The organism is Candidatus Poriferisodalis sp. (assembly GCF_965237655.1).
GTDB lineage: Bacteria > Actinomycetota > Acidimicrobiia > Acidimicrobiales > Poriferisodalaceae > Poriferisodalis.
This window is the reverse complement of sequence record NZ_CBDEGB010000001.1, coordinates 1,225,075-1,244,354: the sequence shown is the minus strand read 5'-3', so window position 1 is coordinate 1,244,354 and position 19,280 is coordinate 1,225,075. Positions and strand designations below refer to the sequence as shown.

Annotated in this window: 22 protein-coding genes; 10 read left to right on the top strand and 12 right to left on the bottom strand. The window is 67.0% G+C overall.

Features of this window, described 5'->3' with window-relative positions; translation table 11 throughout:
* Positions 1 to 10: 10 nt before the first annotated feature.
* The 8 genes from ACPXYO_RS06010 to cysS all read right to left on the bottom strand — a co-directional run bounded on the left by ACPXYO_RS06010 (position 11) and on the right by cysS (position 6,803).
* On the bottom strand, positions 11 to 967 hold the full coding sequence (locus ACPXYO_RS06010; protein WP_423917680.1) for an SPFH domain-containing protein: 957 nt from the start codon (positions 965 to 967) through the stop codon (positions 11 to 13).
* Positions 967 to 1,545, bottom strand: coding sequence for an NfeD family protein (locus ACPXYO_RS06005; protein ID WP_423917677.1), 579 nt, complete (start codon positions 1,543 to 1,545; stop codon positions 967 to 969). Before ACPXYO_RS06005 ends, ACPXYO_RS06010 begins: the two co-directional genes overlap by 1 nt.
* 67 nt (positions 1,546 to 1,612) lie before the next feature.
* Positions 1,613 to 2,551, bottom strand: coding sequence for a bifunctional DNA-formamidopyrimidine glycosylase/DNA-(apurinic or apyrimidinic site) lyase (gene mutM / locus ACPXYO_RS06000; protein WP_423917674.1), 939 nt, complete (start codon positions 2,549 to 2,551; stop codon positions 1,613 to 1,615).
* A gap of 58 nt (positions 2,552 to 2,609) precedes the next feature.
* On the bottom strand, positions 2,610 to 3,413 hold the full coding sequence (locus ACPXYO_RS05995; RefSeq protein ID WP_423917671.1) for an enoyl-CoA hydratase/isomerase family protein: 804 nt from the start codon (positions 3,411 to 3,413) through the stop codon (positions 2,610 to 2,612).
* Positions 3,414 to 3,507: 94 nt separating this feature from the next.
* The gene (locus ACPXYO_RS05990; RefSeq protein WP_423917668.1) at positions 3,508 to 4,365 is read right to left on the bottom strand and encodes a RecB family exonuclease; all 858 of its coding nucleotides are present in this window, start codon (positions 4,363 to 4,365) and stop codon (positions 3,508 to 3,510) included.
* Between the two features lie 45 nt (positions 4,366 to 4,410).
* Positions 4,411 to 4,704, bottom strand: coding sequence for a hypothetical protein (locus ACPXYO_RS05985; RefSeq protein ID WP_420622902.1), 294 nt, complete (start codon positions 4,702 to 4,704; stop codon positions 4,411 to 4,413).
* Between the two features lie 35 nt (positions 4,705 to 4,739).
* Positions 4,740 to 5,510 carry a ParA family protein gene (locus tag ACPXYO_RS05980; RefSeq protein WP_423917664.1) on the bottom strand — a complete coding sequence of 257 codons (771 nt, stop codon included), beginning with the start codon at positions 5,508 to 5,510 and terminating at the stop codon, positions 4,740 to 4,742.
* Positions 5,511 to 5,570: 60 nt separating this feature from the next.
* Positions 5,571 to 6,803, bottom strand: coding sequence for a cysteine--tRNA ligase (gene cysS, locus ACPXYO_RS05975; RefSeq protein WP_423917661.1), 1,233 nt, complete (start codon positions 6,801 to 6,803; stop codon positions 5,571 to 5,573).
* A 212-nt stretch (positions 6,804 to 7,015) separates the two neighbouring features.
* Between cysS and ACPXYO_RS05970 the strand changes: the two genes are divergently transcribed.
* On the top strand, positions 7,016 to 8,194 hold the full coding sequence (locus ACPXYO_RS05970; RefSeq protein ID WP_423917659.1) for a hypothetical protein: 1,179 nt from the start codon (positions 7,016 to 7,018) through the stop codon (positions 8,192 to 8,194).
* A 165-nt stretch (positions 8,195 to 8,359) separates the two neighbouring features.
* Here ACPXYO_RS05970 and ACPXYO_RS05965 read toward each other — a convergent pair whose 3' ends face one another.
* Positions 8,360 to 9,910 (bottom strand): transposase, encoded by a 1,551-nt coding sequence (locus ACPXYO_RS05965; protein WP_423917481.1) that lies wholly within the window; start codon positions 9,908 to 9,910, stop codon positions 8,360 to 8,362.
* Between the two features lie 99 nt (positions 9,911 to 10,009).
* Here ACPXYO_RS05965 and ACPXYO_RS05960 point away from each other — a divergent pair, with 99 nt between their 5' ends.
* Entirely contained in the window at positions 10,010 to 11,191 is a 1,182-nt protein-coding gene (locus ACPXYO_RS05960) for a hypothetical protein (protein ID WP_423917656.1), read from the top strand.
* 8 nt (positions 11,192 to 11,199) lie between these two features.
* Positions 11,200 to 11,721, top strand: coding sequence for a protein-tyrosine phosphatase family protein (locus ACPXYO_RS05955; protein WP_423917654.1), 522 nt, complete (start codon positions 11,200 to 11,202; stop codon positions 11,719 to 11,721).
* A gap of 7 nt (positions 11,722 to 11,728) precedes the next feature.
* Here the strand turns inward: ACPXYO_RS05955 and ACPXYO_RS05950 are convergent, their stop codons facing one another.
* Together ACPXYO_RS05950 and ACPXYO_RS05945 are read right to left on the bottom strand one after the other, a co-directional pair.
* The gene (locus tag ACPXYO_RS05950; RefSeq protein ID WP_423917651.1) at positions 11,729 to 12,553 is read right to left on the bottom strand and encodes an NUDIX hydrolase; all 825 of its coding nucleotides are present in this window, start codon (positions 12,551 to 12,553) and stop codon (positions 11,729 to 11,731) included.
* The gene (locus ACPXYO_RS05945; protein ID WP_423917648.1) at positions 12,550 to 13,200 is read right to left on the bottom strand and encodes a 5' nucleotidase, NT5C type; all 651 of its coding nucleotides are present in this window, start codon (positions 13,198 to 13,200) and stop codon (positions 12,550 to 12,552) included. The genes ACPXYO_RS05950 and ACPXYO_RS05945 overlap by 4 nt, the downstream gene beginning before the upstream one ends.
* 124 nt (positions 13,201 to 13,324) lie before the next feature.
* Between ACPXYO_RS05945 and nthB the strand changes: the two genes are divergently transcribed.
* The 7 genes from nthB to ACPXYO_RS05910 all read left to right on the top strand — a co-directional run bounded on the left by nthB (position 13,325) and on the right by ACPXYO_RS05910 (position 18,374).
* Complete coding sequence (gene nthB / locus ACPXYO_RS05940; RefSeq protein ID WP_423917645.1) at positions 13,325 to 14,071, top strand: nitrile hydratase subunit beta; 747 nt, start codon at positions 13,325 to 13,327, stop codon at positions 14,069 to 14,071.
* 21 nt (positions 14,072 to 14,092) lie between these two features.
* Positions 14,093 to 14,725, top strand: coding sequence for a nitrile hydratase subunit alpha (gene nthA, locus ACPXYO_RS05935; protein ID WP_423917642.1), 633 nt, complete (start codon positions 14,093 to 14,095; stop codon positions 14,723 to 14,725).
* A 10-nt stretch (positions 14,726 to 14,735) separates the two neighbouring features.
* Complete coding sequence (locus ACPXYO_RS05930; RefSeq protein ID WP_423917639.1) at positions 14,736 to 15,077, top strand: nitrile hydratase accessory protein; 342 nt, start codon at positions 14,736 to 14,738, stop codon at positions 15,075 to 15,077.
* 45 nt (positions 15,078 to 15,122) lie between these two features.
* Positions 15,123 to 15,662, top strand: coding sequence for a UGSC family (seleno)protein (locus ACPXYO_RS05925; protein ID WP_423917636.1), 540 nt, complete (start codon positions 15,123 to 15,125; stop codon positions 15,660 to 15,662).
* Positions 15,663 to 15,669: 7 nt separating this feature from the next.
* Positions 15,670 to 16,797 (top strand): hypothetical protein, encoded by a 1,128-nt coding sequence (locus ACPXYO_RS05920; protein ID WP_423917634.1) that lies wholly within the window; start codon positions 15,670 to 15,672, stop codon positions 16,795 to 16,797.
* A complete protein-coding gene (locus ACPXYO_RS05915) occupies positions 16,797 to 17,288 on the top strand; it encodes a MaoC family dehydratase (RefSeq protein ID WP_423917631.1) in 492 nt (163 codons plus the stop codon). The genes ACPXYO_RS05920 and ACPXYO_RS05915 overlap by 1 nt, the downstream gene beginning before the upstream one ends.
* 66 nt (positions 17,289 to 17,354) lie before the next feature.
* Positions 17,355 to 18,374, top strand: coding sequence for an acyl-CoA dehydrogenase family protein (locus tag ACPXYO_RS05910; protein ID WP_423917628.1), 1,020 nt, complete (start codon positions 17,355 to 17,357; stop codon positions 18,372 to 18,374).
* Positions 18,375 to 18,384: 10 nt separating this feature from the next.
* Here the strand turns inward: ACPXYO_RS05910 and ACPXYO_RS05905 are convergent, their stop codons facing one another.
* Entirely contained in the window at positions 18,385 to 19,227 is an 843-nt protein-coding gene (locus tag ACPXYO_RS05905; protein ID WP_423917625.1) for an SMP-30/gluconolactonase/LRE family protein, read from the bottom strand.
* Positions 19,228 to 19,280: the final 53 nt, after the last annotated feature.

Below are 19,280 nucleotides of genomic sequence, written 5' to 3'. Positions count from 1 at the left end.
TCTTAGGGGGCTACTCGCCGGCCGGGGCGCCGTTCGAGCCGCTTGCCGAAGCGCTGCTCTCACGGAACATCTCGCCCATTGCTGCCACGGCGCCGAGCACTCCGCTGGTATCGAGCGGCAGGAAGATCTTGGTGGCCTGACCGTTCGCAACGCCTTGCAGCGCCTCGAGGTACTTGATGGCGATCAGGTCGTCGGTCGGATCGCCATTGTGAATGGCCAAGAACACCCGCTCGATGGCCTGGCCCTCGCCTTCGGCGACCGTGAGCTTCTGGTACTTGTCAGCCTCCGCCACCCGCTTGATGGCCTCAGCCTCGCCCTCGGCACGCAGGATCTGGGACTGCTTCACGCCCTCGGCCTGCAGGATCGCAGAGCGCTTCTCGCCCTCGGCCTCAGTGACGACCGCGCGGCGGTCACGTTCGGCCTTCATCTGACGGTGCATCGCTTGGGTGACGTCGGGAGGTGGTTCGATCCGCTGGATCTCGACGCGCACCACCCGAGTGCCCCACTTGTCGGTGGCGTCGTCGAGAATCTGGCGCAGCTTGGAGTTGATGATCTCGCGCGACACCAGCGCATCGTCAAGCTGCAGGTCACCAATCACGTTGCGGAGATTGGTCTGCGCCAGCTTCGTCACGGCGATGATGAAGCTGCCCACCGCGTACTTCAACTTCACCGGGTCGGTCGGCTCGTAGTAGATGACAGCGTCGACGGTCACCGCCACGTTGTCCTTGGTGATGACCTCCTGGGGCGGCACGTCCACCACTTGCTCGCGCATATCCACCTTGAGCATGCGCTGGATGAAGGGGATCACAAAGCGCAGACCGGGATCGACCGTCGTGCGGTACTTGCCAAGATTCTCGATGAGACCCTGTTCGAATGGCCGCACGATGCGCAGGCCCTTCGCTGCAATGACGAATATCGCCAGTGCGATGATTGCCAGGAGGATCACTCCTGCGTCGATGTTGTCCATCACTCGCTCCTTGGAGACGGGGTCTCGTCGTCTTGTGTGCCTTCGGCGGCGTCTGCATCACTCACGTCGCCTTCCGAAGCCGCCTCGGCAACCGAAGCCGGCTCCGAGGCCGCACCGTGCGGCACATAATCGGGCGGCGGTGACTCGGCGAATTCGACCAGGAGCTTGGTGCCTCGAATCGCGGTGACTCGCACCAAGGATCCCTCTTTCACCGGACCGGTATCGGTGACGGCTCGCCATTCGTCGGACTCGACTCGGACGCGGCCCGTGTTCTCGACGATGTCGATGTCTTCGATGACCCGAGCCTCCATGCCGATATAGCGGTACGCGCCGACCGGAAGATCGTCAGGGCTGTCCTGGTGGCCCATGAATCGTCGCAGCACCAGCATCGACGCGCCGGTGCCGCCGAAGAAGAGCAGCCACTGGACGGCGCCGGAAAGGTCGAGCCACGCTGCGGCTGCGGCCAGCACGCCGCCGATCGCGAACGGAAGCAAAAAGAAGCCGGCGGTAAAAATCTCGCCAATGCCCATGACCATCGCGACCGCGACCCAGACCCATCGCCACAGTTCGTTGTCCACGCTGACCCCCGATCGCACGATGGGCGTGTCGCCAGTATGCACCTGAGACGCAGCCCTGCATGGCGCGTCAGCGGTACTGGCAGCTGGGGCACCAGGTGCTGGAACGCTGATCCAGCACCCGGCGGCGCATTTCGGTACCGCAGCGCACGCACGGTTCGCCTGCTCGGCCGTAGCAGACGAAGTACTTCTGATTGTCGCCAGCGCCTTCGAGGCTGTAGTAGTCGCGCAGCGTGCTGCCGCCGCGCTCGATGCTGGCGACGAGCACGTCCCGCAGTGCCGCCAGCAGCCGTTCGGCTCGCGGCTTCGAAATCGTGCGCGCTGAGGGGTCGATGCGGGCCAGAAAGAGCGCCTCGTCGGCGTAGATGTTGCCGATGCCGGCGACCAGCCGCTGGTTCAGCAGCTGCGTCTTGATTCTCTGGCTGGATCGCCTGCTGGCCCGCCAGAACGCTTCCGCATCGAAGCGGGGATCGAGTGGTTCGGGACCCATCGCCGCAAGCGTGGGCAGGTCGCGGTAGTCGCCCCGGTCGCAGACCGCTACCCGGCCGAATCGCCGGACGTCGTGCAGGCACAGCACCTCGCCGTTGTCGAGGTGCCACCAGGCGCGCACGTACGGGTCGCTCCGACCGATGGAGTATCGCTCCGCGAGCTTGCCGGCTGCCGTGACGTCGCCGATGGCATCGCCCATCACGTCGGCTGCAGGCCCATCGAGGGGGCGGACCGCCAAGGTCTGAGGGGAACTGTCGTGTGGGGCACCCGCAGCGTCGGCGCGCCAGGCGAAACAGAGCCGGCCCGTCATGCCGAGATGCACGACCAGGTCGCGCCCGCAGTCCAGCTCTGCGATCAGGTACTTGCCGCGCCGTCGCAGCGCCTCCACCTCGCTGCCGACCGCATCGGGACCGGAGACGAACTTGGGCGATGGGTGTGCCCAGGCCTCGGCGATCTGACGCCCGAGCAGCGGCCGTTCCAGCTGTCGCCGGACGACCTCGACCTCCGGCAGCTCAGGCATAGGTCTGGAGGCTCAGCGTTCCGGTACTGCTGGGGGCCGGAGACCTGTCAATGTCGGCTCACCGGAACTTGGGCGGGCGCTTCTCGAGGAAAGCAGCGACGGCCTCACGATGGTCGTCAGACGCGCGAGCCACGTTGAGCGCCTCCAGCTCCCGCCGCTGCACCGCACGCAGATCGGTGTCGGATCCGTTGTCGGAGAGCAGTTGCTTCGTCAACTGCAGCATGGTGGGCGGATTCTCCGCGTAGCTGCGCGCACGTGCGAGCGCCGCGTCAAACACATCTCCATCGGTGACTTCGTCGACAAGGCCCATCTCGGCAGCCTCGGCCCCGGTGACAATCCGACCGGACAAAGCGAGATCTGACGCCGCGCCCCAGCCGCAGCGCTGAATGAGGATGTGCGACGACGCCAGCTCAGGCGTGACGCCCATCTTCACGAACCGGCACGACAGCTTTGCCTCGCTGTGAGCAACCAGGAAATCCATCGACAGGACCATGGTGAGGCCGATACCGATTGAGGCGCCGTTGATGGCCGCCACCATGGGCTTGGATGCGCGCACCAGCTGGACCCAGTCGTCGGCAGCGGCATCACCTTCGGCAGCTGCTTCGCCCACGCTGCTGCCGGCTTCGTCGGCAGCAGCGATCCGGGCGGCAAAGACCTCAGCGATGTCCGCGCCGGCACAGAAGCCGCGACCCGCTCCCGTGACGACGAATGCGCCGACAGACGGGTCGTCGTTGCCGGCCTGCACGGCGTGGGTCAGCTCGGCATGCATGCGCGGTGTCCACGCGTTCAGCTTCTCGGGCCGATTCAGCGTCAGCACCCGCACGTCGTCGCGGTCGGTGACGGTGATCTGCTCGTAATTCATCTCGATGCTCCCCGGTTCGCAAGGTCGGCCTACAGCATGGCGCGAACGAACCGGGCGTGGCTCACGCAGCCAGCCGAGCTAGATGCGGGCTGGCTCACGCAGCCAGCCCGTGCCTCCGCTGATGCTCGAGTTGGCCTTCGGGGCAGTCGTCGCGGTAGGGGCACCAACTGCACAGCGGGCCCGGAGTGGGTTCGAAGCGGCCGGAGGCTGTGGCCTCGGCGATCCGATCCCAGGTGCTGCTGTGCTCGTTGACCGCCGCTGAGACTGCATCCGGATCGAATGGACGAGCGATCTCGGTGGGCTTCCGGTCGTCGCGGCCCGAGCCTGTCTCACCTAGGTAGAGAAGCCGCACCTCACTGACGTCGTTGCCCACTGTCTCAAGCGCAGCTGCATACAGCCAGACCTGCGACAGCCGGCTGTCGACGAAGCGCTGCCCGGGCGGACGGCCCGTCTTGTAGTCGGTGACGCGCACCCCATCGGGCACCCGGTCCACGAGATCCACGATGCCCCGGAAGGGCACCCCTTCCAGCGACGTCTGGACGTCGCGCTCGCGATCCACCACGTCGACCTGTGTGGGGTCGACCAGCTGGAAGTAGCCCTCGATATCGCGCCACGCATTCCACCGAAAAGCGCGTTCGTTCTCCGCCGGCAGTTCCAGCGCCGCAAAGTCGGGGTCGTCTGCCAACTGTGGCCACAGGTCCCGGCTGATGGCACGCGCGCGTTCGAGCGTGCGCTGCAAGGGTGCGACCGCGAGCAACTCCTCAAGCACGTGATGCACGAAGGTGCCGCGCAGCGCTGGCTCGCCGGGCGGGTCCGGCAGCTTGTCGATGTAGCGGAGCTTCCAGCGCCTCGCGCACTGCCGAAACGTCGACGCGCCTGAAGGGCTCAAGCTGTGGGGAGCCTCGACGTCACGGGCAACATCGGCAGTGACGCTGCCGGCGTGGGGTTCCACATTCACAGCGTGGCCCATCTGATCATTGCGAGCGTGGATGGTTTCTCAGCGTCGACGCCAGCGTCGCCACAGCCACCATGCGACAACCGCTGTGATCAGCCATCCAACTGCAACAGCGCCTCCGAAGGCCGCAAGCAGGCGGCGGTCGACGGGCTCGGCGTGCCGCGGCAGGAGGTGCGACGCAGGGGCGGGAGCCGGATCAGCATCGGAATCGGTGTCAAGGGGGTGCGCAGACGCAGCCGGCGGCATCTCTTGAGCCTCATCGGGCAGTGCATCGCCTGGAAGCGCGGCCGACCCGTCAATGCTCGGCCGCGGTCGGTTCGGGTCATAGTTGGCCATGGTGAAGCCTCACGCCTGAGCGTACCGTTGGCCCCTCAGCCCAACCGGCGCTGGAGGTCTGCCCACAATTCGTCAAATGCCTGCACCGCCTCGGGCGCGCCGGGCCGGCGTCCGAGCGCCCGCAGCGGTCGTGATTGCCCCGAGGCCTCGGCAATGGCGGCTCGCTGCGGGATCGGTGGCATGAGCTCGGTGACGAAGCGCTCGGCAAGCTGCTGAGCCCAGTACGCGTTGTCGCGTGTGCGCCCCATTCGGTTCAACACGACGCCGGCGACCGTCGGAGTGCCCTGACGCTGGGCAACCCGATTGATCGTGGACCGCATCAGGTCGACGCCATCGGCCGCCCAGGCTGCCGGCTCGGTCACGACGAGGGCCCGATCGGCTGCGAACAGCCCATTGATGCACAGCAGTCCCAGCGACGGGGGGCAGTCGATGAGCACGAGATCATGGTTCACGCCAGCCAGGGCAATCCGCAGACGATCCTGAGCACCGACAAGGTCGGCGGCCATCTGAGGCTCGCGGCTTGCCAGCGCGTAGCTGCCAGGCACCAGCTGCGGGCACGGGCCATCGGGCGGCCAACCACTGCTCACGACTGTCGCCAGAGCCGCACCGGGCGTCGCGTCCGCCAGCGCGCCGTCGATGTTCGGGGAGGCATTCCACACACCGAGGCCGGCAGATGCGTTGGACTGGGGGTCCAGATCGACGACGAGCACGCTGTGGCCCGCAGCACAAGCGGCTTCAGCGATGCCGAGCGCGACCGTCGTCTTGCCCACGCCGCCCTTCTGGTTGACCACAGCCAGCGTCACCATCGCTATTGCCCTACACCAGATTCGGAGCGCACTGTGTCATGGCGCTGCGGTTGCAGCCTGTCACTTCGCTGCAGTTGCAGGCGGCCTGTTGAGTTCGATGCCACACAGCGCCGCAGCAGCCACCAATTCGCCCCGCAGCACTGCGCCCGCAGCCCCGCGTTCGATTGCTGCAGCGGCATCGAGCAGCGCATCGCGGGCCATCGGGGCATTGAGATCGTCATCGAACACAGCCTGCACCTCAGCGAGCAGGCCCGATGACCCGCCGGCTGATCCTGTGGCTGGCGCCGCCCCGACCGCCGCACCAACCAATGTGTCCAGGTCGCGCTGAGCGGTGAGGCCCTCCGAGTCGAACCACTCCCATTCGGAGCGGTAGTGGTGCGCCATCAGCGCCAGCCGGATTGCCCTCGGGTCGATGCGGGCGCGCAGATCCGAGATGAACACGAGGTTGCCGAGCGACTTCGACATCTTGTGGCCCTGGTAGGAGACGAGGCCCGCATGCACCCAGTAGCGGGAAAGCGGTGCGCTGTGAATCGCCTCGCTCTGGGCGATCTCGCACTCGTGGTGCGGGAAGATGAGGTCGCCGCCTCCCCCATGAATGTCGATGGTCTCACCGAGCGCTGCGTGGCCCATCGCGGAGCACTCGATGTGCCAGCCGGGCCGCCCCGGACCGAACGGAGACGGCCACGAGGGCTCGCCATCTGCGCTGGCCTGCCACAGCACGAAATCGAGCGGGTTGCGCTGGCGGGGATCGTCGGGAGTGCCCCCACGCTCGGCCGCAAGCGTTGTCATGTGCTCGGCGCTGTAGCCAGACAGCTTCCCGAAACCGGGAAAGGTCGACACGTCAAAGAAAACCCGATCGGCCGAGACGTAGGCATGACCGGCGTCAAGCAGCTTGGTGATCATGGTGATCATGGCGTCGATGGACCGACTGGCCCGAGGCTCGTGCGCAGCAGGCCGCGCCCCCAGCGCCGCCATGTCCGCTGCAAAGCGGTCGATCTCGCGCTCGGCCAGCGACAGGTAGTGCTCGCCCAGCTCGGACGCCTTGGGCAGGATGCTGTCGTCGACATCGGTGTAGTTGCGCACCAGCGTGACGGTGTGGCCCATGTCTTCGAGCCGGCGGATGATCAGGTCGTATGCCAGGTAGGTGGCGGCGTGTCCGAGGTGTGTGGCGTCATAGGGCGTGATGCCGCACACGTACATGCCGACGTGATCGCCGAGCTCCAGCTCGACGACCGTCTTCTGCGCGGTGTCGTACAGGCGCATTCCCACGTCGGCGTCGCGCTCCCGTCTCATTTCTGCGCCTGCGGCGCGGATTCGTCGCCGTGCTCGCACCCAGATGCAAGCGGGCTCGGATCGGCGACCACCATACGCGGCGTTGCCGCGGCCAACCCGTCTCGGTGAGTCCTGCGCCGTTCGACGTCGGTCCTCGGCCTCTCTGCGACGGCACTGAATCCGGAGTTCCAAAGGCTGGCTCAACGATCACCTGCCCGGTACTGTCGGAGCGGGTGGACGAGCGTCGAGGTGACCGCGCGCTGCTCGAGCGAATTGCCCTGTACCGGAACCGCCGCGAGCTGCCGCCGATACAGCCAGTGCTGGTCGACGAGCTTGCCGACTGGCTGAGAGCCCACGGCACCGACCCGCTCACCTATGTGAGCGATCTCTTCGAACGCCACCAGGTCGTGTTCGTCGGCCACCACACCCCGACGCGACGTGCCGGATTGTTCCTGCAAGACCTCGTTGCCGCTGCATACCGATCCGGCGTGGGCATCGTGGCAATCGAGTACGCATGCGTCGACGACCAAGCGCGGCTCGATGCAGTGGTCACTGGCACGACCTTCGACGAGCCACTCGCACGCGAGGCGTTACTGCGCTGGGGTATCCGGCACAACTTCGCCTACCGCGAGTACCTGGACGTGCTGAGCGCGGTCTGGGAAGTGAACCGCCGCTTCGTCGGCGGCGGTGCGCCGATGCGCGTGCTGGGGCTCGACTACGACTTGGACCTCGATGCCGTCACCGACACAGCAGACCTGCGCACGTCGTACGCATGGCCGCACCTGCGCAGTCGCGGCCCGGTGTCTGCCCACATGTGCGAGGTGCTGCTCGCAGAGGTGATCGAGCCGGGACATCGTGCGCTCGTGCTGACACGCACAGCCCATGCGCTCACGCGAGCGCGACGGCTACCGCACCGGGTGTGGGATGCCATCGATGCCGAGGTCGTCGGCGGGTACGTGGTCGGCGCGGCGAACCGTCTGTACGAGGTGGTGGCTGACCGTGCGGTCACGGTGCTGATCCACGAGCCGCTCCCCGCCGATGGCGAGCTGTGCGACTACGCGCTGGTTGCCGACGGCGTACTCGACGCGACGTTCGCCATGAACGACGACCTCGCCGTGCCGCTTGCCTTCGACGTTGACCGGGGTCCGCCGGCACGGCTCGGGTGCACCACGAGTCTCGACCGCGAGCCGCTCGGCAGCCTTGCCACCGGCTGGATCTATCTCGAACGGGACTTCGAGCGTCGGGCGCCCACGCCGCTGCCCGAACCCGTGCCGGCGGTACACGTGGAGCACGCTCGGCGGTACGCCCTCGACCCGGTGCTGCGGGACCGCCAGTCGACCGCGGACGACTTCGCTGCGGCGGTGTCCGAATCGGCCTCGGCGGCCGAGCTGGCCTGGACACAGGTGCTCTAGGAGGGTGGTCGGCAATTGGGGTGTGGTGTGTGTTGTTTGTTGAGCGTGCGCGGTTGTCTGGTCGGTGGTTCGGGGTGGGTTGGGCGCGGGTGTTCTGCTTGATGATGCCCAGGCGCATCGTCGGTCGGCCAGTGGGGGCCGGGGTCGCCGGTCGGGGCGGGTGTTTTACCTGATGATGCCGAGGCGGCCGGCGCGGTCGAGGTTGAGGGCGGCGATTCGCAGGTCGAGCCACAGGTTGGCCTTGTCGAGGCCGCGCCAGGGGACGTTTTTGGTGCGGGACTTGATCTGAGCGATTTTGCGTTCGGCTTGGGTTCGCAGTCGGTATCGGCTGAGGAACTCCGGTGTCCATCGTTGCGCTCTTGCGGGGGCGAGGAGTTCTTCGTGGGGGTTGATCTCGACGATTCGGCCGCCGTCGCGTGTGGTGCATCGGGGCTTGAGCTCGCATGCTGCACAATCGGTTGCTGCGAACCGCGCCTGGCGCCGTTTGGCGCCCCGCGGCGGCGGGATGGGTGCGGTGTTCCCTTGCGGGCAGGTGACCGTCGCTGCTTCGAGGTCGATGTCGAAGTCGGCTTTGGTGAGCTTGTCGCCGCGGGTCGGGATCGGCTGGGCGGGGGCGACGAGGTGGATGCCTCGGTCGGCCATCGCTTGGCGGGTGGGCCCCGATCCGTAGTGGGTGTCGGCGATGATCTCGGCGACCGGGACCGGGTCGGCGTCGATGAGGTCTTCGATCACAGCGGCGTCGTGGGTGGTCGCGAGCGTCGCGGCCGCTGAGCAGACCAGGTCCGAGTCCACATCCGCGGACACGTGCAGCTTGTAGCCGTCGTAGCGGTCGGTGCGCGAACGGTGCCCGTGCCGAGCGTCGGGATCGACCGTGGAGATGACCCGGTCCGGGGCCACCCGTTGAGCTATCCGCGGGGTCTGGGCTCCGTCGTCGTCGGCGGCGATCTCGATGTCCTGGCCCGCCACGACCCTCAACAGCTCGACCGCCCCAGCCAGGCCCGGGTCCCCGAAACGGGCGCAGAACCCGATGACGGTCTCGGCGTCGCCGAACAGCTCCGCGACCAGAGCCGCCCGTGCTTGGGGGTCTGCCCACATGATCTGCGGCTTGGCCCCCCGGTCGTAGTCGTCACGCGACAACAGCCCCGCCAGCTCCGCCCCGGCATCGGCGTCGATCCCGCCCAGCACCCCGACGCACCTGCGGACCCCGGACCTGATGAGCGTGATCGTGTCCTGGGTCAGCACGCAGTCCGCCACACCGGTCGAGTCCATCGTGCGGCGATGGCCGATCACCCCGGCGCGCTTGGCAGCGATCTTGACACGATCCCCCAAAAAGGACTCCATCCCGGCGCGAACCAGACGCGCCCGGAACTCCACCAGCACCACATGAGCAATCCCCCGATGCTCCAGCGGCAAACCCAAAGCCGCTTTCCACGACATGTCGAACCGCGAACGCCGCTGCGCCTCACGGTCCGACACGCCATAGAACAACTGCAACAACAACAACGCCGCCACCACCGACGGCGGATGCGACGGCCGACCCCGGCCAGACGCATACAACGCATCAAAATCGGCATCACAGAACAGCTCGCCCCGAGCCTGCCCCAACGTCACCAAGAACCCCTCGGTGTCGAGCAGGCCGCCCACCAACACCCCGACATCGAAAATCGAACCCTGACCATCAGCCGAACCGCGCACCCCACCATCATCCGCGATCACGCCCCCCAACACGAGGACCCACCCCCGGACTTTCCGACCACCCTCCTAGGGCAATCGCACTGTCAGGTTCCGGTCGGATTCCGGGCAGACTCATTGGCAGTGCCGCCCGATGCCCCCACCGACGACGAGCGGCCTCCTTCCGCGATCGCATCGCCCGAGGAGTACCTCGGCGACATTTGCGGTCGACACCAGGTCGTCCTGCTGGGCGACCAGATCGGGGTTCGCCAGCATCTGCGCTTCTTGGCGGGCACGCTCGGCGAGCTGGCCGACAACGGAGTCTCCAACCTCGCCTGGGAGTTCACCAATTCGCGCCGTCAGGCCGAACTCGATGCCCTGACCGAAGCGTCAGCTTGGGACGGCCGCGCCTGCGTCGACCTCTTTGTCGACCTGCTCGGCGCTGGATTCGGCTACCAGGAGTACGCCGACGTGCTGCACGCCGTCTGGAAACACAATCAAGCAGAACGCCGTCGAGACTCGGACCGGCGGCCCATCCGTGTGATCGCGCTCGGCCTGCCGACCTACGTGGAAGACCCGGATCTGCTCGACGGTCGCTCAGCCGCCGAGCTCGGGCTTCGCAATTGGTGGCTCGGCGGGCACTACCGCGACATGTCGGCGTTCCATGCCGCCAGCGTGCTCACCGCGGAGGTGCTGCGCCGGGGAGAGCGGGCGATCGTGTACATGAACATCGCCTCCACCACCACTGGCCTCGTCGAGTGGGCTGACGGCACACCCACAACCTCCGCGGGAAACCTCCTGTGGCGCTGGATGAGTGATGGCTGTCGGCGAGTCGTCTTCCACGGAGCAGTGGCCGACTCCGCTGCGACGGAGCGCGTTGAGGAGCTGGTCTCTCGCTCTCCCGAGGGGCGTGGCAGCACCGACATCCGCTTCGGATTGGATCTCGTGGCCTCGTCGCTCGGCAGCGTCGCGATGACTGAGGTACGCGGCTCGGTCGACGGTGCCGAGACCTCGCTGCGGCTGCGCGATGTTGCTGATGGGTACGTGTATCTCGGACCTCGCGCCGACTGGGAGGCCTGCACGCTGATCGACGACCTGCTCACCGAGGCGAACTTTGCGAGCGCCGAGGCTCGCTACCGGGCACTCGATCCCCGGCCAGAGCCCTACAGCCGCGACGAGCTCGAAGAGTTGCGCCGCACCGGCCAGCAGGAGCTGTCTGATGCGTGGCCGCCGTTGCCAGAGCCTCCCGAAGAGCCGAAGCCCCGCTTTGCGCGCTTCTCGAAACGCGACAGCAGCTCAGTCCGGTTCCACAAGAACGACGCGTAGCGGGCGCCGTGCTGCACCGCATTGACGAGATCCCGCTCAAAGCCGCCCAGGACACGGGCCGGTTGTTCGTGACGAACTTCTCCGCGGTCGGGCCGGACGCGCAGGCGGCGCTCGACCGCGTAGGTGCATCGGTTTTGGTGTGCATGCTGACAAGCCGCGAGATCGAGCTGCGCTATCCGGAGTACGGCGTGTGGCTCGAATCGCGCAGCGACGAAACCGGCAACCCTCGTGCCCTGTGGCTGCCGACGCCGGACGGCAGCGTGACGAGTGATGAGCCGGTCCTCAAGGTTGTGGCCTCCGTCGTCGCAGCAATGGAGCGCGGCGACAGCGTGCTCGTGCATTGCGGCGCAGGTATGGCCCGCACGGCGGTCATCGGCATTCTGACGATGGTCGCATTCGGCGCCGATCCGGCGACAGCCGCCGTCGACTTCCGGGCTGCCCGCCCCGGCGGCGGCCCCGACGGCCCGCCCCAAGAACACCAAATCGCCCGCCTCAGGGGCGCCGCCCGGCAATTGCAAGCGAGCAGCTGAGGCGGCTTCAGCGTGTGGCGGCGGCGGTGCCGTCGTGTTCTTCCCAGCGCCAGCCAGAACGGACCATGGTGCAGCGACGACGCGGACCGGGCGTGTCGATGTCGCCGTCGGGAAAGGCAACGTCGCCGACATAGACCGCGACATGGCCCGGGTCGGGCTCGGGTGACTGGATGATCTCGGTGTGGAAGCAGGTATGTCCGCTCACGGAGGCCAGAACGTCTGCGGTGCGGCTGAAGCCCGACAGCCACGTCAAGGTCACAAACGTGGGCGTGACGAACTCGATCTCTCCCGCTGCCCTGCGGGCGAGCGCAGCAGCAGGCGAGACCCAAGCGTGGTCGAGGATCTCGCTGCCGTCAACGGTCACGGCGTCCAGTTCGGCGGGGGCCGCGCAGATGAAGAACTGGGTCGAGAAGCGCTTGGGCCGGATTGGGGGCGGCAGCCAGTGGGCCAAATGCACCAAACCGGCACTTGAGAGGTCGATGCCTGCCTCCTCGTGCGCCTCTCGGATCGCCGCCGTGCAAAAGCCGCGGGCGTCGCCGTTGTGAAGTCCTGCTGCACCATCCACCGTGCGGGGATCGCAGGGAATCACGATGTCGCCGGGATTTTCCCTGTCGGGCGGATCGACCCGGCCCCCGGGAAACACCCACATGCCGCCGAAGAAACCGCGTGAGTTTCGGCGCAGCATGAGCACTTCGATGTGCGCGCCGACGTCGCTCGCCGCAAGGTCGAAGCCGTGCCCGGGCGCCGCAGCCGGCTCAGCGTCTCGCAAGACGACCACCGTTGCCGCGTCGATCGGTGGCGACATTGCTGATGCACTTGGAGTGCTGCTCATGTCGTTTCCCGGGTGCGCAACTCGAGCCGGTCCGAGCCCGCATCCATGCCAGGCAGCGGGCGCGCCACAGCACTTCCGGCCGCCGCCATCAGCTCCACGATCATCTCCTCCACCTCGGTCCAGTCGTGGGCACGTGGGCCGTCAACGTGAGCGTTGTACGGCTGGTCGAATGCGATGACATGACCGCCGGCAGCTCGGATGGCCTCGATGTTGTGCGGCGCATCCTCGATGTGAGCGTCGGCGTTCACCACCGACTTGTCGGCGAGGAAGCAGATATCCCGGTAGGGAATGCGCTGCCGGTCAAGCCATTCCACCGTGTCGCTCACGGTGACCCGGTGGCCCCAGCTGGTGTAAAGCCGGTGCGTCACGATTCGGATCCAGACCCCGGCATCGGACAGCCGCCACAGCGCCTCCGAGCATCCTGCCATTGGCTCCATGTCGCGAAACATGCGGTACTCGAGGACCGCCACCTTGTGCAGCTCTTCGAAGTCGCCCTCACTGAAGCCCCACTCGGAGAAGCTCCAGCTGCGCACCAGTGGCAAAGTGTCTTCACTGACGTTCCGCTCACGCGCGACAACTCGCCGGAACGCCTCGGTGTGCTGCGCGCACACCCCGTCGAGGTCGACTGCCAGCACGAACTCAGGCATTCACGCAACCTAACAACATGGCCCCTCCAGACACTGGCGGTATCGCCCAACTGCAGCGAACGCCGAATGACCGCCGGAGTGTCGAACTGCGGCGACGATCGCCGCAGGTGCGAAGCTGTGGCCGATGCAACCCAATTCCCATGAGCGCCGTGTTCACGACCTCGGCGGCGCCCCCGGATACGGACCGGTGCCCCACGATCCGCACGAGCCGCCGTTTCACGCCGATTGGGAACGGCGCGTCTTCGGTCTGCTCGGCGCCGTGACTGCCTCCACGGCTCGCCGGCCCGGGGAGTTCCGTTACGTACTGGAACGTCTGGGGCCCGATGACTACTTCAGCCACGGCTACTACGGACGCTGGCTCGCGGGCTTCGAGGTGCTGCTCGCTGAGTACGGCGTGATCAGTCCTGATGAGATGGCGAGCCGGGTGGCCGAACGCACCGATCTGCCCGCTGCAGAGGCCACTGCGTCATCCCCGGTCCAGCGCGTGACCCTGGTCGCCGCTCTGGACCCGGATCTGCTGCCAGCGGATCGGCTCACGCCGGCACCGGAACGCCGCACGGTTCGGCGCGAACTTGACGATGCTCCCCGTTTCAGCGTCGGGGATCGGGTGGTGGCACCGGCACCGCCACCGGCACAAATTGGCCATACTCGGCTGCCGGGGTACGTCGTGGGCAAGCGGGGCACGGTTGTCAAGCTGCATCCCGCCGAGGTGCTGCCCGACAGCACAGCGCATGACATGGGCGAACGGCCACAGCACGTGTACTGCGTGGGCTACGACGCCCAAGCGCTTTGGGGCAAAGGCGCTGAGCAGGACACCACCATTCACGTCGACCTCTACGAGTGCTATCTCACGGCAGCAGACGACGACTGAGGCGCGGCGACGGAGGAACCCATGCACGACGAACACGGCCACGGCCACGATCACGGCCACGATCATCACGACGCCTCGTCGCCGGACATCCGCGTCGAGGCGCTCGAAGACCTGTTGGTCGAGAAGGGCCTGGCCGATCGGGAGAGGATCGACGCGACGATCCGACGATTCGAGCACGACATCGGCCCGATGATCGGCGCCGATCTGGTAGCCCGCGCCTGGGCCGACCCGGCACTGCGCAAGCGCCTGCTCGACGACGCCGACACAGTCGTGGCCGAGATGGGCATGCGCGGTCCCGAAATCGAACACATCGAAGTGAAGGCCAACGAGCCCGGCGTGCACAACGTTGTGGTCTGCACGCTGTGCTCGTGCTACCCGTGGGCGCTGCTGGGGCTGCCGCCGAATTGGTACAAGAGTCCCGAGTACCGGGCCCGCGTGGTGCGCGAGCCGCGTGCGGTTCTTGTCGAAATGGGCCTGGAACTTGAGCCTGAGACGAAGGTGCGCATCTGGGATTCCAGCTCAGAGACCCGGTTCTTGGTGCTGCCTGAGCGACCATCAGGCACTGACGGATGGCCGGTTGAGCGCTTGGCGGAGCTGGTGACGCGGGACTCGATGATCGGTGTGGCTCGGGCCACCGATCCCGACGGTCAGTGACGCTTCGCTCATGAGCATCGAGCTGCTGGAAGGCACCGATGCCGCACCGCCGCGTGACAACGGCGAACTGGTTTTCTCCGAGCCCTGGCAAGCCCGGACATTCGGTCTCGCGGCCGACCTCGTCGACGGTGGTCATTTGACGTGGGATGAGTTCCGGGAGCACCTCATCGTGACCATCGCCACATGGGAGGCGACCACTCACAGCGACGAGGTACCCGAGGCCTGGGACTACTACCGCTGCTGGCTCATTGCACTCGAACAGGCAGTAGCCGACCACGGGCTGTTGGCCGCTCAGGCGCTCGCCAACCGCGCCGAGCGGTACGCGGCCCGGCCGTCCGGTCACGACCACTGATCCCCACAGCACGCGCGCCTGCGGCGCGGGTGTCAGACTGGACCCATGAGCACCCTCACCTTCCATGATCCGCGGGGCGAGGCAAAGACTGCGCCCGAGCCGTACAGCTTGAGCACACGGCTCGATCAGCCGATCACCATCGGCCTGGTCGCCAATGGCTTCCCTGACAGCGTCCGCTTCCTCGACCATGTTGAGAAGGCGCTTGCCGAAGGGCTTCCGGCTGCGTCGTTCTACCGCTACGACAAGGGCGACGCCTCGTCGGTTGTCGGCGAACCGATGCTCGCCGACATCCGCTCCGAATGCGGTGCGGTGATCGCGGCGTACGGCCATTGAGGCAGCTGCACCTCTGGCACCGTGCGTGACAGCATCTCAGTCGCCCGGCAGGGCATTCCCGCCATCGCACTCGTCACCGATGCGTTCTGGCCTCAAGGCGACTTCGTGGCCGCCGCCACCGGCATGCCGGCTATTCCCCGCATCCGGCTGCCGCATCCGGTCGCTGGCAGCGGCGAGGACAACATGGCTCGGGTGGCAGCCGACATCGCGCCACAGATCGTGGCGATCCTGAGCGGCGCCGTAACGAACTGATCAAGCCGTGACGCTCTTGGAGGCCCGAAGCGAGGCCGACGCGCTCGAAGAACTGCACGCGCTCGGGCTCACCGACGGTCTGCCGGTCGTCATCCCGACTCCTGAACGAGTGGCCGCGATGGTGCTCGCGACTGGGCTCGATCCCGACGTCGAGTTGGGCGTCATGGGTCCCGCGCACGGTGTGGCGAGCGTTGAGAAGGTGGCCACAGCGGCCGTCATGGCGGGCTGCTTGCCCGACCACGTGCCGGTTGTCGTCGCCGCAGTGCGAGCCGTGTGCAAACCCGAGTTCGACCTGACCGAGATGCAGAGCACCACCCACTGCACCGCGCCGCTCATCGTGGTGTGCGGGCCCGCTCGGCACCAATGCGGAGAGGTTGCCTCGGGATTCGGGGCGCTGGGTCCGGGCCATCGGGCCAATGCCTCCATCGGTCGGGGGCTGCGACTGGCGATGATGAATATCGGCGGCGCCCGCCCGGGGGTCTCCGATATGGCGCTTCACGGCCATCCGGGCAAGTTCACCTACTGCATTGCAGAGGACACCGAGAACAGTCCGTTCGCGCCGCTGCATACGTCGTTCGGCTACGAACCCGACCAGAGCGCCGTGATCGTGACAGGCGCCGAGGCGCCCCACTCGACGTTCTTCACCGGCGACGCCGACGATCCCGAGTCGGCCAACCGCCTGCTGAACGTGATCGCCGCCGTGATGGCGAATCCAGGCAGCAACAACGCACACCTTCGCCACGGCTCGCTCGTGGTGATCATGAATCCGGACCACACGGCCGTGCTGGCCCAGGCAGGACTGAGCCGTGAGGACGTCCAGGCCGAACTCGCTGCTCGGGCCGCCAACTCGACGGCCATGCTCGTCCGCATGGGGTCCGTGTTCCATCTTGGGAACGACTCGCCGCCCGACGAGATGGTGCCGATTCTCAAGGACCCGAGTCGGATCGTGGTGTTCCAAGCGGGCGGCAAGGGCCTGTACACGATGGTGATGCCTTCGTGGTGCGCCGGCCCGCACCAGAACCCGGTGGTCCACACCGAGATCGAACTCGACCAGGCCTGCGAGGTGCCCGGCATCGCCGACGCTCTCGGCGTCGGCGCATCGGACACTTCAACTAAAGGACAAGGAGCTGCCTGATGAGCAATGCTCCACGCCCGCACGGCGGCTTGTGGTTCGAAGAACTGACACCGGGGCTGGTGATCCACCATCGGCTTCGGCGATCCGTCACCGAAGCCGACAACGTCATGTTCACGACCATGACCATGAACCCGGCGGCCCTCCACCTGGACTTCGAGTACGCCCGCACGGAGACCCAGTTCGGCAAGCCGCTCGTGAACTCGATGTTCACTGCCGCAGTCGTCGTCGGCATTTCAGTGCACGAGACCACGCACGGCACCACCGTCGCCAACCTGGGCTTCGAGCGCATGGACTTCCCCGCGCCGGTGTTCCACGGCGACACGCTGCGTGTCGAGAGCGAGGTCGTGTCAGCTCGGGGTTCGAAGAGCAAACCCGATCAGGGCATCGTGCTGTTCGAGCACCGCGCCTACAACCAGGACGATGCCCTCGTCGCCATCATGCGGCGCAATGCCCTCATGTGGCGCAAGCCTGCCGAGGGGACAGACGCCTGAGAGCGCTGGTTCGTCGTTCCGATTGACCCGAGGCATGTTGCTGTCGCCGGTGCATCCTTGAGCTACATGGATCCCGAGGCACCGCCTGACGCAAACGCGTTGCTGCACACAGCACGGCAGCTCGCGGGAGACGTGCTTCTTGGGCGCTCGCTGGATGTGGACGCAGCCAGAACGGTGCCCGGGGAAAATCTGGACTTGTTGCGCGACGCCGGTTTCTACGGCTTGTGGACGCCACGCGAGGTCGGCGGCTGCGGCTTCGATGAACTCGAACGGCTCGCGATTCTCGAGGCGCTGGCTGGGGGCTGCCTCACCACGGCATTCGTCTGGGCGCAGCACGGCGGCGGGTCGGCGGCCGCTGCGCGTATGCCTGGGGGCTCGCCGCTGCACGATCGCTGGGCCCGTGCTCTTGCGACCGGCAAGTCCCGCAGCGGAGTGGCGTTCGCGCATGTCCTGCGCCCTGAGCCTTGCCTGTTTGCGGAACGTTCTGGCGGTGGCTGGTCACTGCGTGGTGTGGCGCCCTTCGTGACCGGGTGGGGCCATATCGACGCCGTGCTGACCGCTGCCCACACCGCGGACCGTCTGGTCTGGATGCTGATCCCGGCAACCGAGGTGCACACGTTGCAGTCGCGCCGGCTGAGTCTGGCCGCGGTGGACTCGTCGGTCACTGTCGAGCTGCATTTCGACGGCCACATCATCGGCGACGACTCTGTCGTCGAGGTCATTGGTTACGACGAGTGGCTGGCTGGCTACCGCCTGGGACTGCGAACCAACGGGGCGCTCATGCTGGGGGTTGCCTCGCGAGCGTTGGCACTGCTGGGTCCATCACCGCTTGACGCGGAACTCGACACGGCACGCCGGACCCTGCACGCCGCCGAGGTGGACGACATGCCAGAACGCCGTGCACAGGTCGGGTACGTGGGCATCCGCGCGACGAGCGCGCTCGTGTCATCGGTAGGCGGGCGTGCCATCACGCTCGGCCATCACGCGCAGCGCCTCGCACGCGAGGCCTTGTTCCTGCTCGTCCAGGGCCAGACCGCCGAGATCCGCTCCGGCCACCTGCGTCGCCTGGGCGCCGCCGACGGCTAGGGAACGCGGGCTAGGGCAGGCCGGCGCCGGGAATGTCGACCCGGACGGTTTCGATGCGACCCCGCGGGGGTTGATCGGCGGGTGGCCGTGATGTCGGTGCGGTGACCATGTAGAGGGTGCGTCGATCGTCGTCGCCGAGCATGCACGCGAAGCAGTTCAGCTCCAGCTCGATGACGTCGGTGACCTCGCCGCCATCCACCACCCGGAAGCAGCTGGCGTTCAGGGGATCTGCCACCCAGATGCCGCCGGTCTCGTCCAAGCAGATGCCATCGGGCACCCGCTCGCCGAGTTCGGCGAACGTGCGGCGGCCGCTGAGCGAGCCATCGGGCTCGATGTCGAACGCGGTCATGCGACGGCCGTAGCTCTCGGCAACCACCATGTGTCGCCCCGTGGGATCGATGACCGTGCCGTTGGGGAAGTCGAAGCCATCTGGTCCTGGCCGCGCCGTCCCGTCAGGGGCCACGATGGCCAAGGTGGCCTGCGCAAAAGTCTCCCCCGCGCTGTCGTCAAAGCCGAAGTTGCCGACATACGCGGTGCCGTCGTCAGCTACCACCATGTCGTTGCAGGGCCCGCCGGCGATGTGCGACAGGTCGGCATGAAGCGACTCATTGCCACCGGCGTCGAGTCGCCGGAGCTGCCGGTCGAGCATCGACACGAACAGCAGGTCCCCGTTCGGCAGCCAGCCCAGTCCCGATGGCTGGGTCGGCACGCTGTGGATCAGCTCCTCGTGGCCGTCGGGCATCACGGTGAAGATTCCGTGGCGGTAAAAGTCGCTGTACCACAGCTTGCCGTCTCGCCAGCGGGGGCCTTCGCCGAACCTGAGCCCGGTCACCACTACGTCGGTCGTCGTCATGCGTGCCGACGCTAGTAGCGGACCTGGCGCCGGACTCTGGTGGATCGGCGCTC

What these genes read in the sequence shown, in the direction of transcription:
- ACPXYO_RS06010 (WP_423917680.1), bottom strand. Translation starts at nt 967, where the DNA reads ATGGACAACATCGACGCAGGAGTGATCCTCCTGGCAATCATCGCACTG.
- mutM (WP_423917674.1), bottom strand. Translation starts at nt 2,551, where the DNA reads ATGCCTGAGCTGCCGGAGGTCGAGGTCGTCCGGCGACAGCTGGAACGG.
- ACPXYO_RS05995 (WP_423917671.1), bottom strand. Translation starts at nt 3,413, where the DNA reads ATGAATTACGAGCAGATCACCGTCACCGACCGCGACGACGTGCGGGTG.
- ACPXYO_RS05985 (WP_420622902.1), bottom strand. Translation starts at nt 4,704, where the DNA reads ATGGCCAACTATGACCCGAACCGACCGCGGCCGAGCATTGACGGGTCG.
- ACPXYO_RS05980 (WP_423917664.1), bottom strand. Translation starts at nt 5,510, where the DNA reads ATGGTGACGCTGGCTGTGGTCAACCAGAAGGGCGGCGTGGGCAAGACG.
- cysS (WP_423917661.1), bottom strand. Translation starts at nt 6,803, where the DNA reads ATGAGACGGGAGCGCGACGCCGACGTGGGAATGCGCCTGTACGACACC.
- ACPXYO_RS05950 (WP_423917651.1), bottom strand. Translation starts at nt 12,553, where the DNA reads ATGAGCAGCACTCCAAGTGCATCAGCAATGTCGCCACCGATCGACGCG.
- ACPXYO_RS05945 (WP_423917648.1), bottom strand. Translation starts at nt 13,200, where the DNA reads ATGCCTGAGTTCGTGCTGGCAGTCGACCTCGACGGGGTGTGCGCGCAG.
- nthB (WP_423917645.1), top strand. Translation starts at nt 13,325, where the DNA reads ATGCAACCCAATTCCCATGAGCGCCGTGTTCACGACCTCGGCGGCGCC.
- nthA (WP_423917642.1), top strand. Translation starts at nt 14,093, where the DNA reads ATGCACGACGAACACGGCCACGGCCACGATCACGGCCACGATCATCAC.
- ACPXYO_RS05930 (WP_423917639.1), top strand. Translation starts at nt 14,736, where the DNA reads ATGAGCATCGAGCTGCTGGAAGGCACCGATGCCGCACCGCCGCGTGAC.
- ACPXYO_RS05915 (WP_423917631.1), top strand. Translation starts at nt 16,797, where the DNA reads ATGAGCAATGCTCCACGCCCGCACGGCGGCTTGTGGTTCGAAGAACTG.
- ACPXYO_RS05910 (WP_423917628.1), top strand. Translation starts at nt 17,355, where the DNA reads ATGGATCCCGAGGCACCGCCTGACGCAAACGCGTTGCTGCACACAGCA.
- ACPXYO_RS05905 (WP_423917625.1), bottom strand. Translation starts at nt 19,227, where the DNA reads ATGACGACGACCGACGTAGTGGTGACCGGGCTCAGGTTCGGCGAAGGC.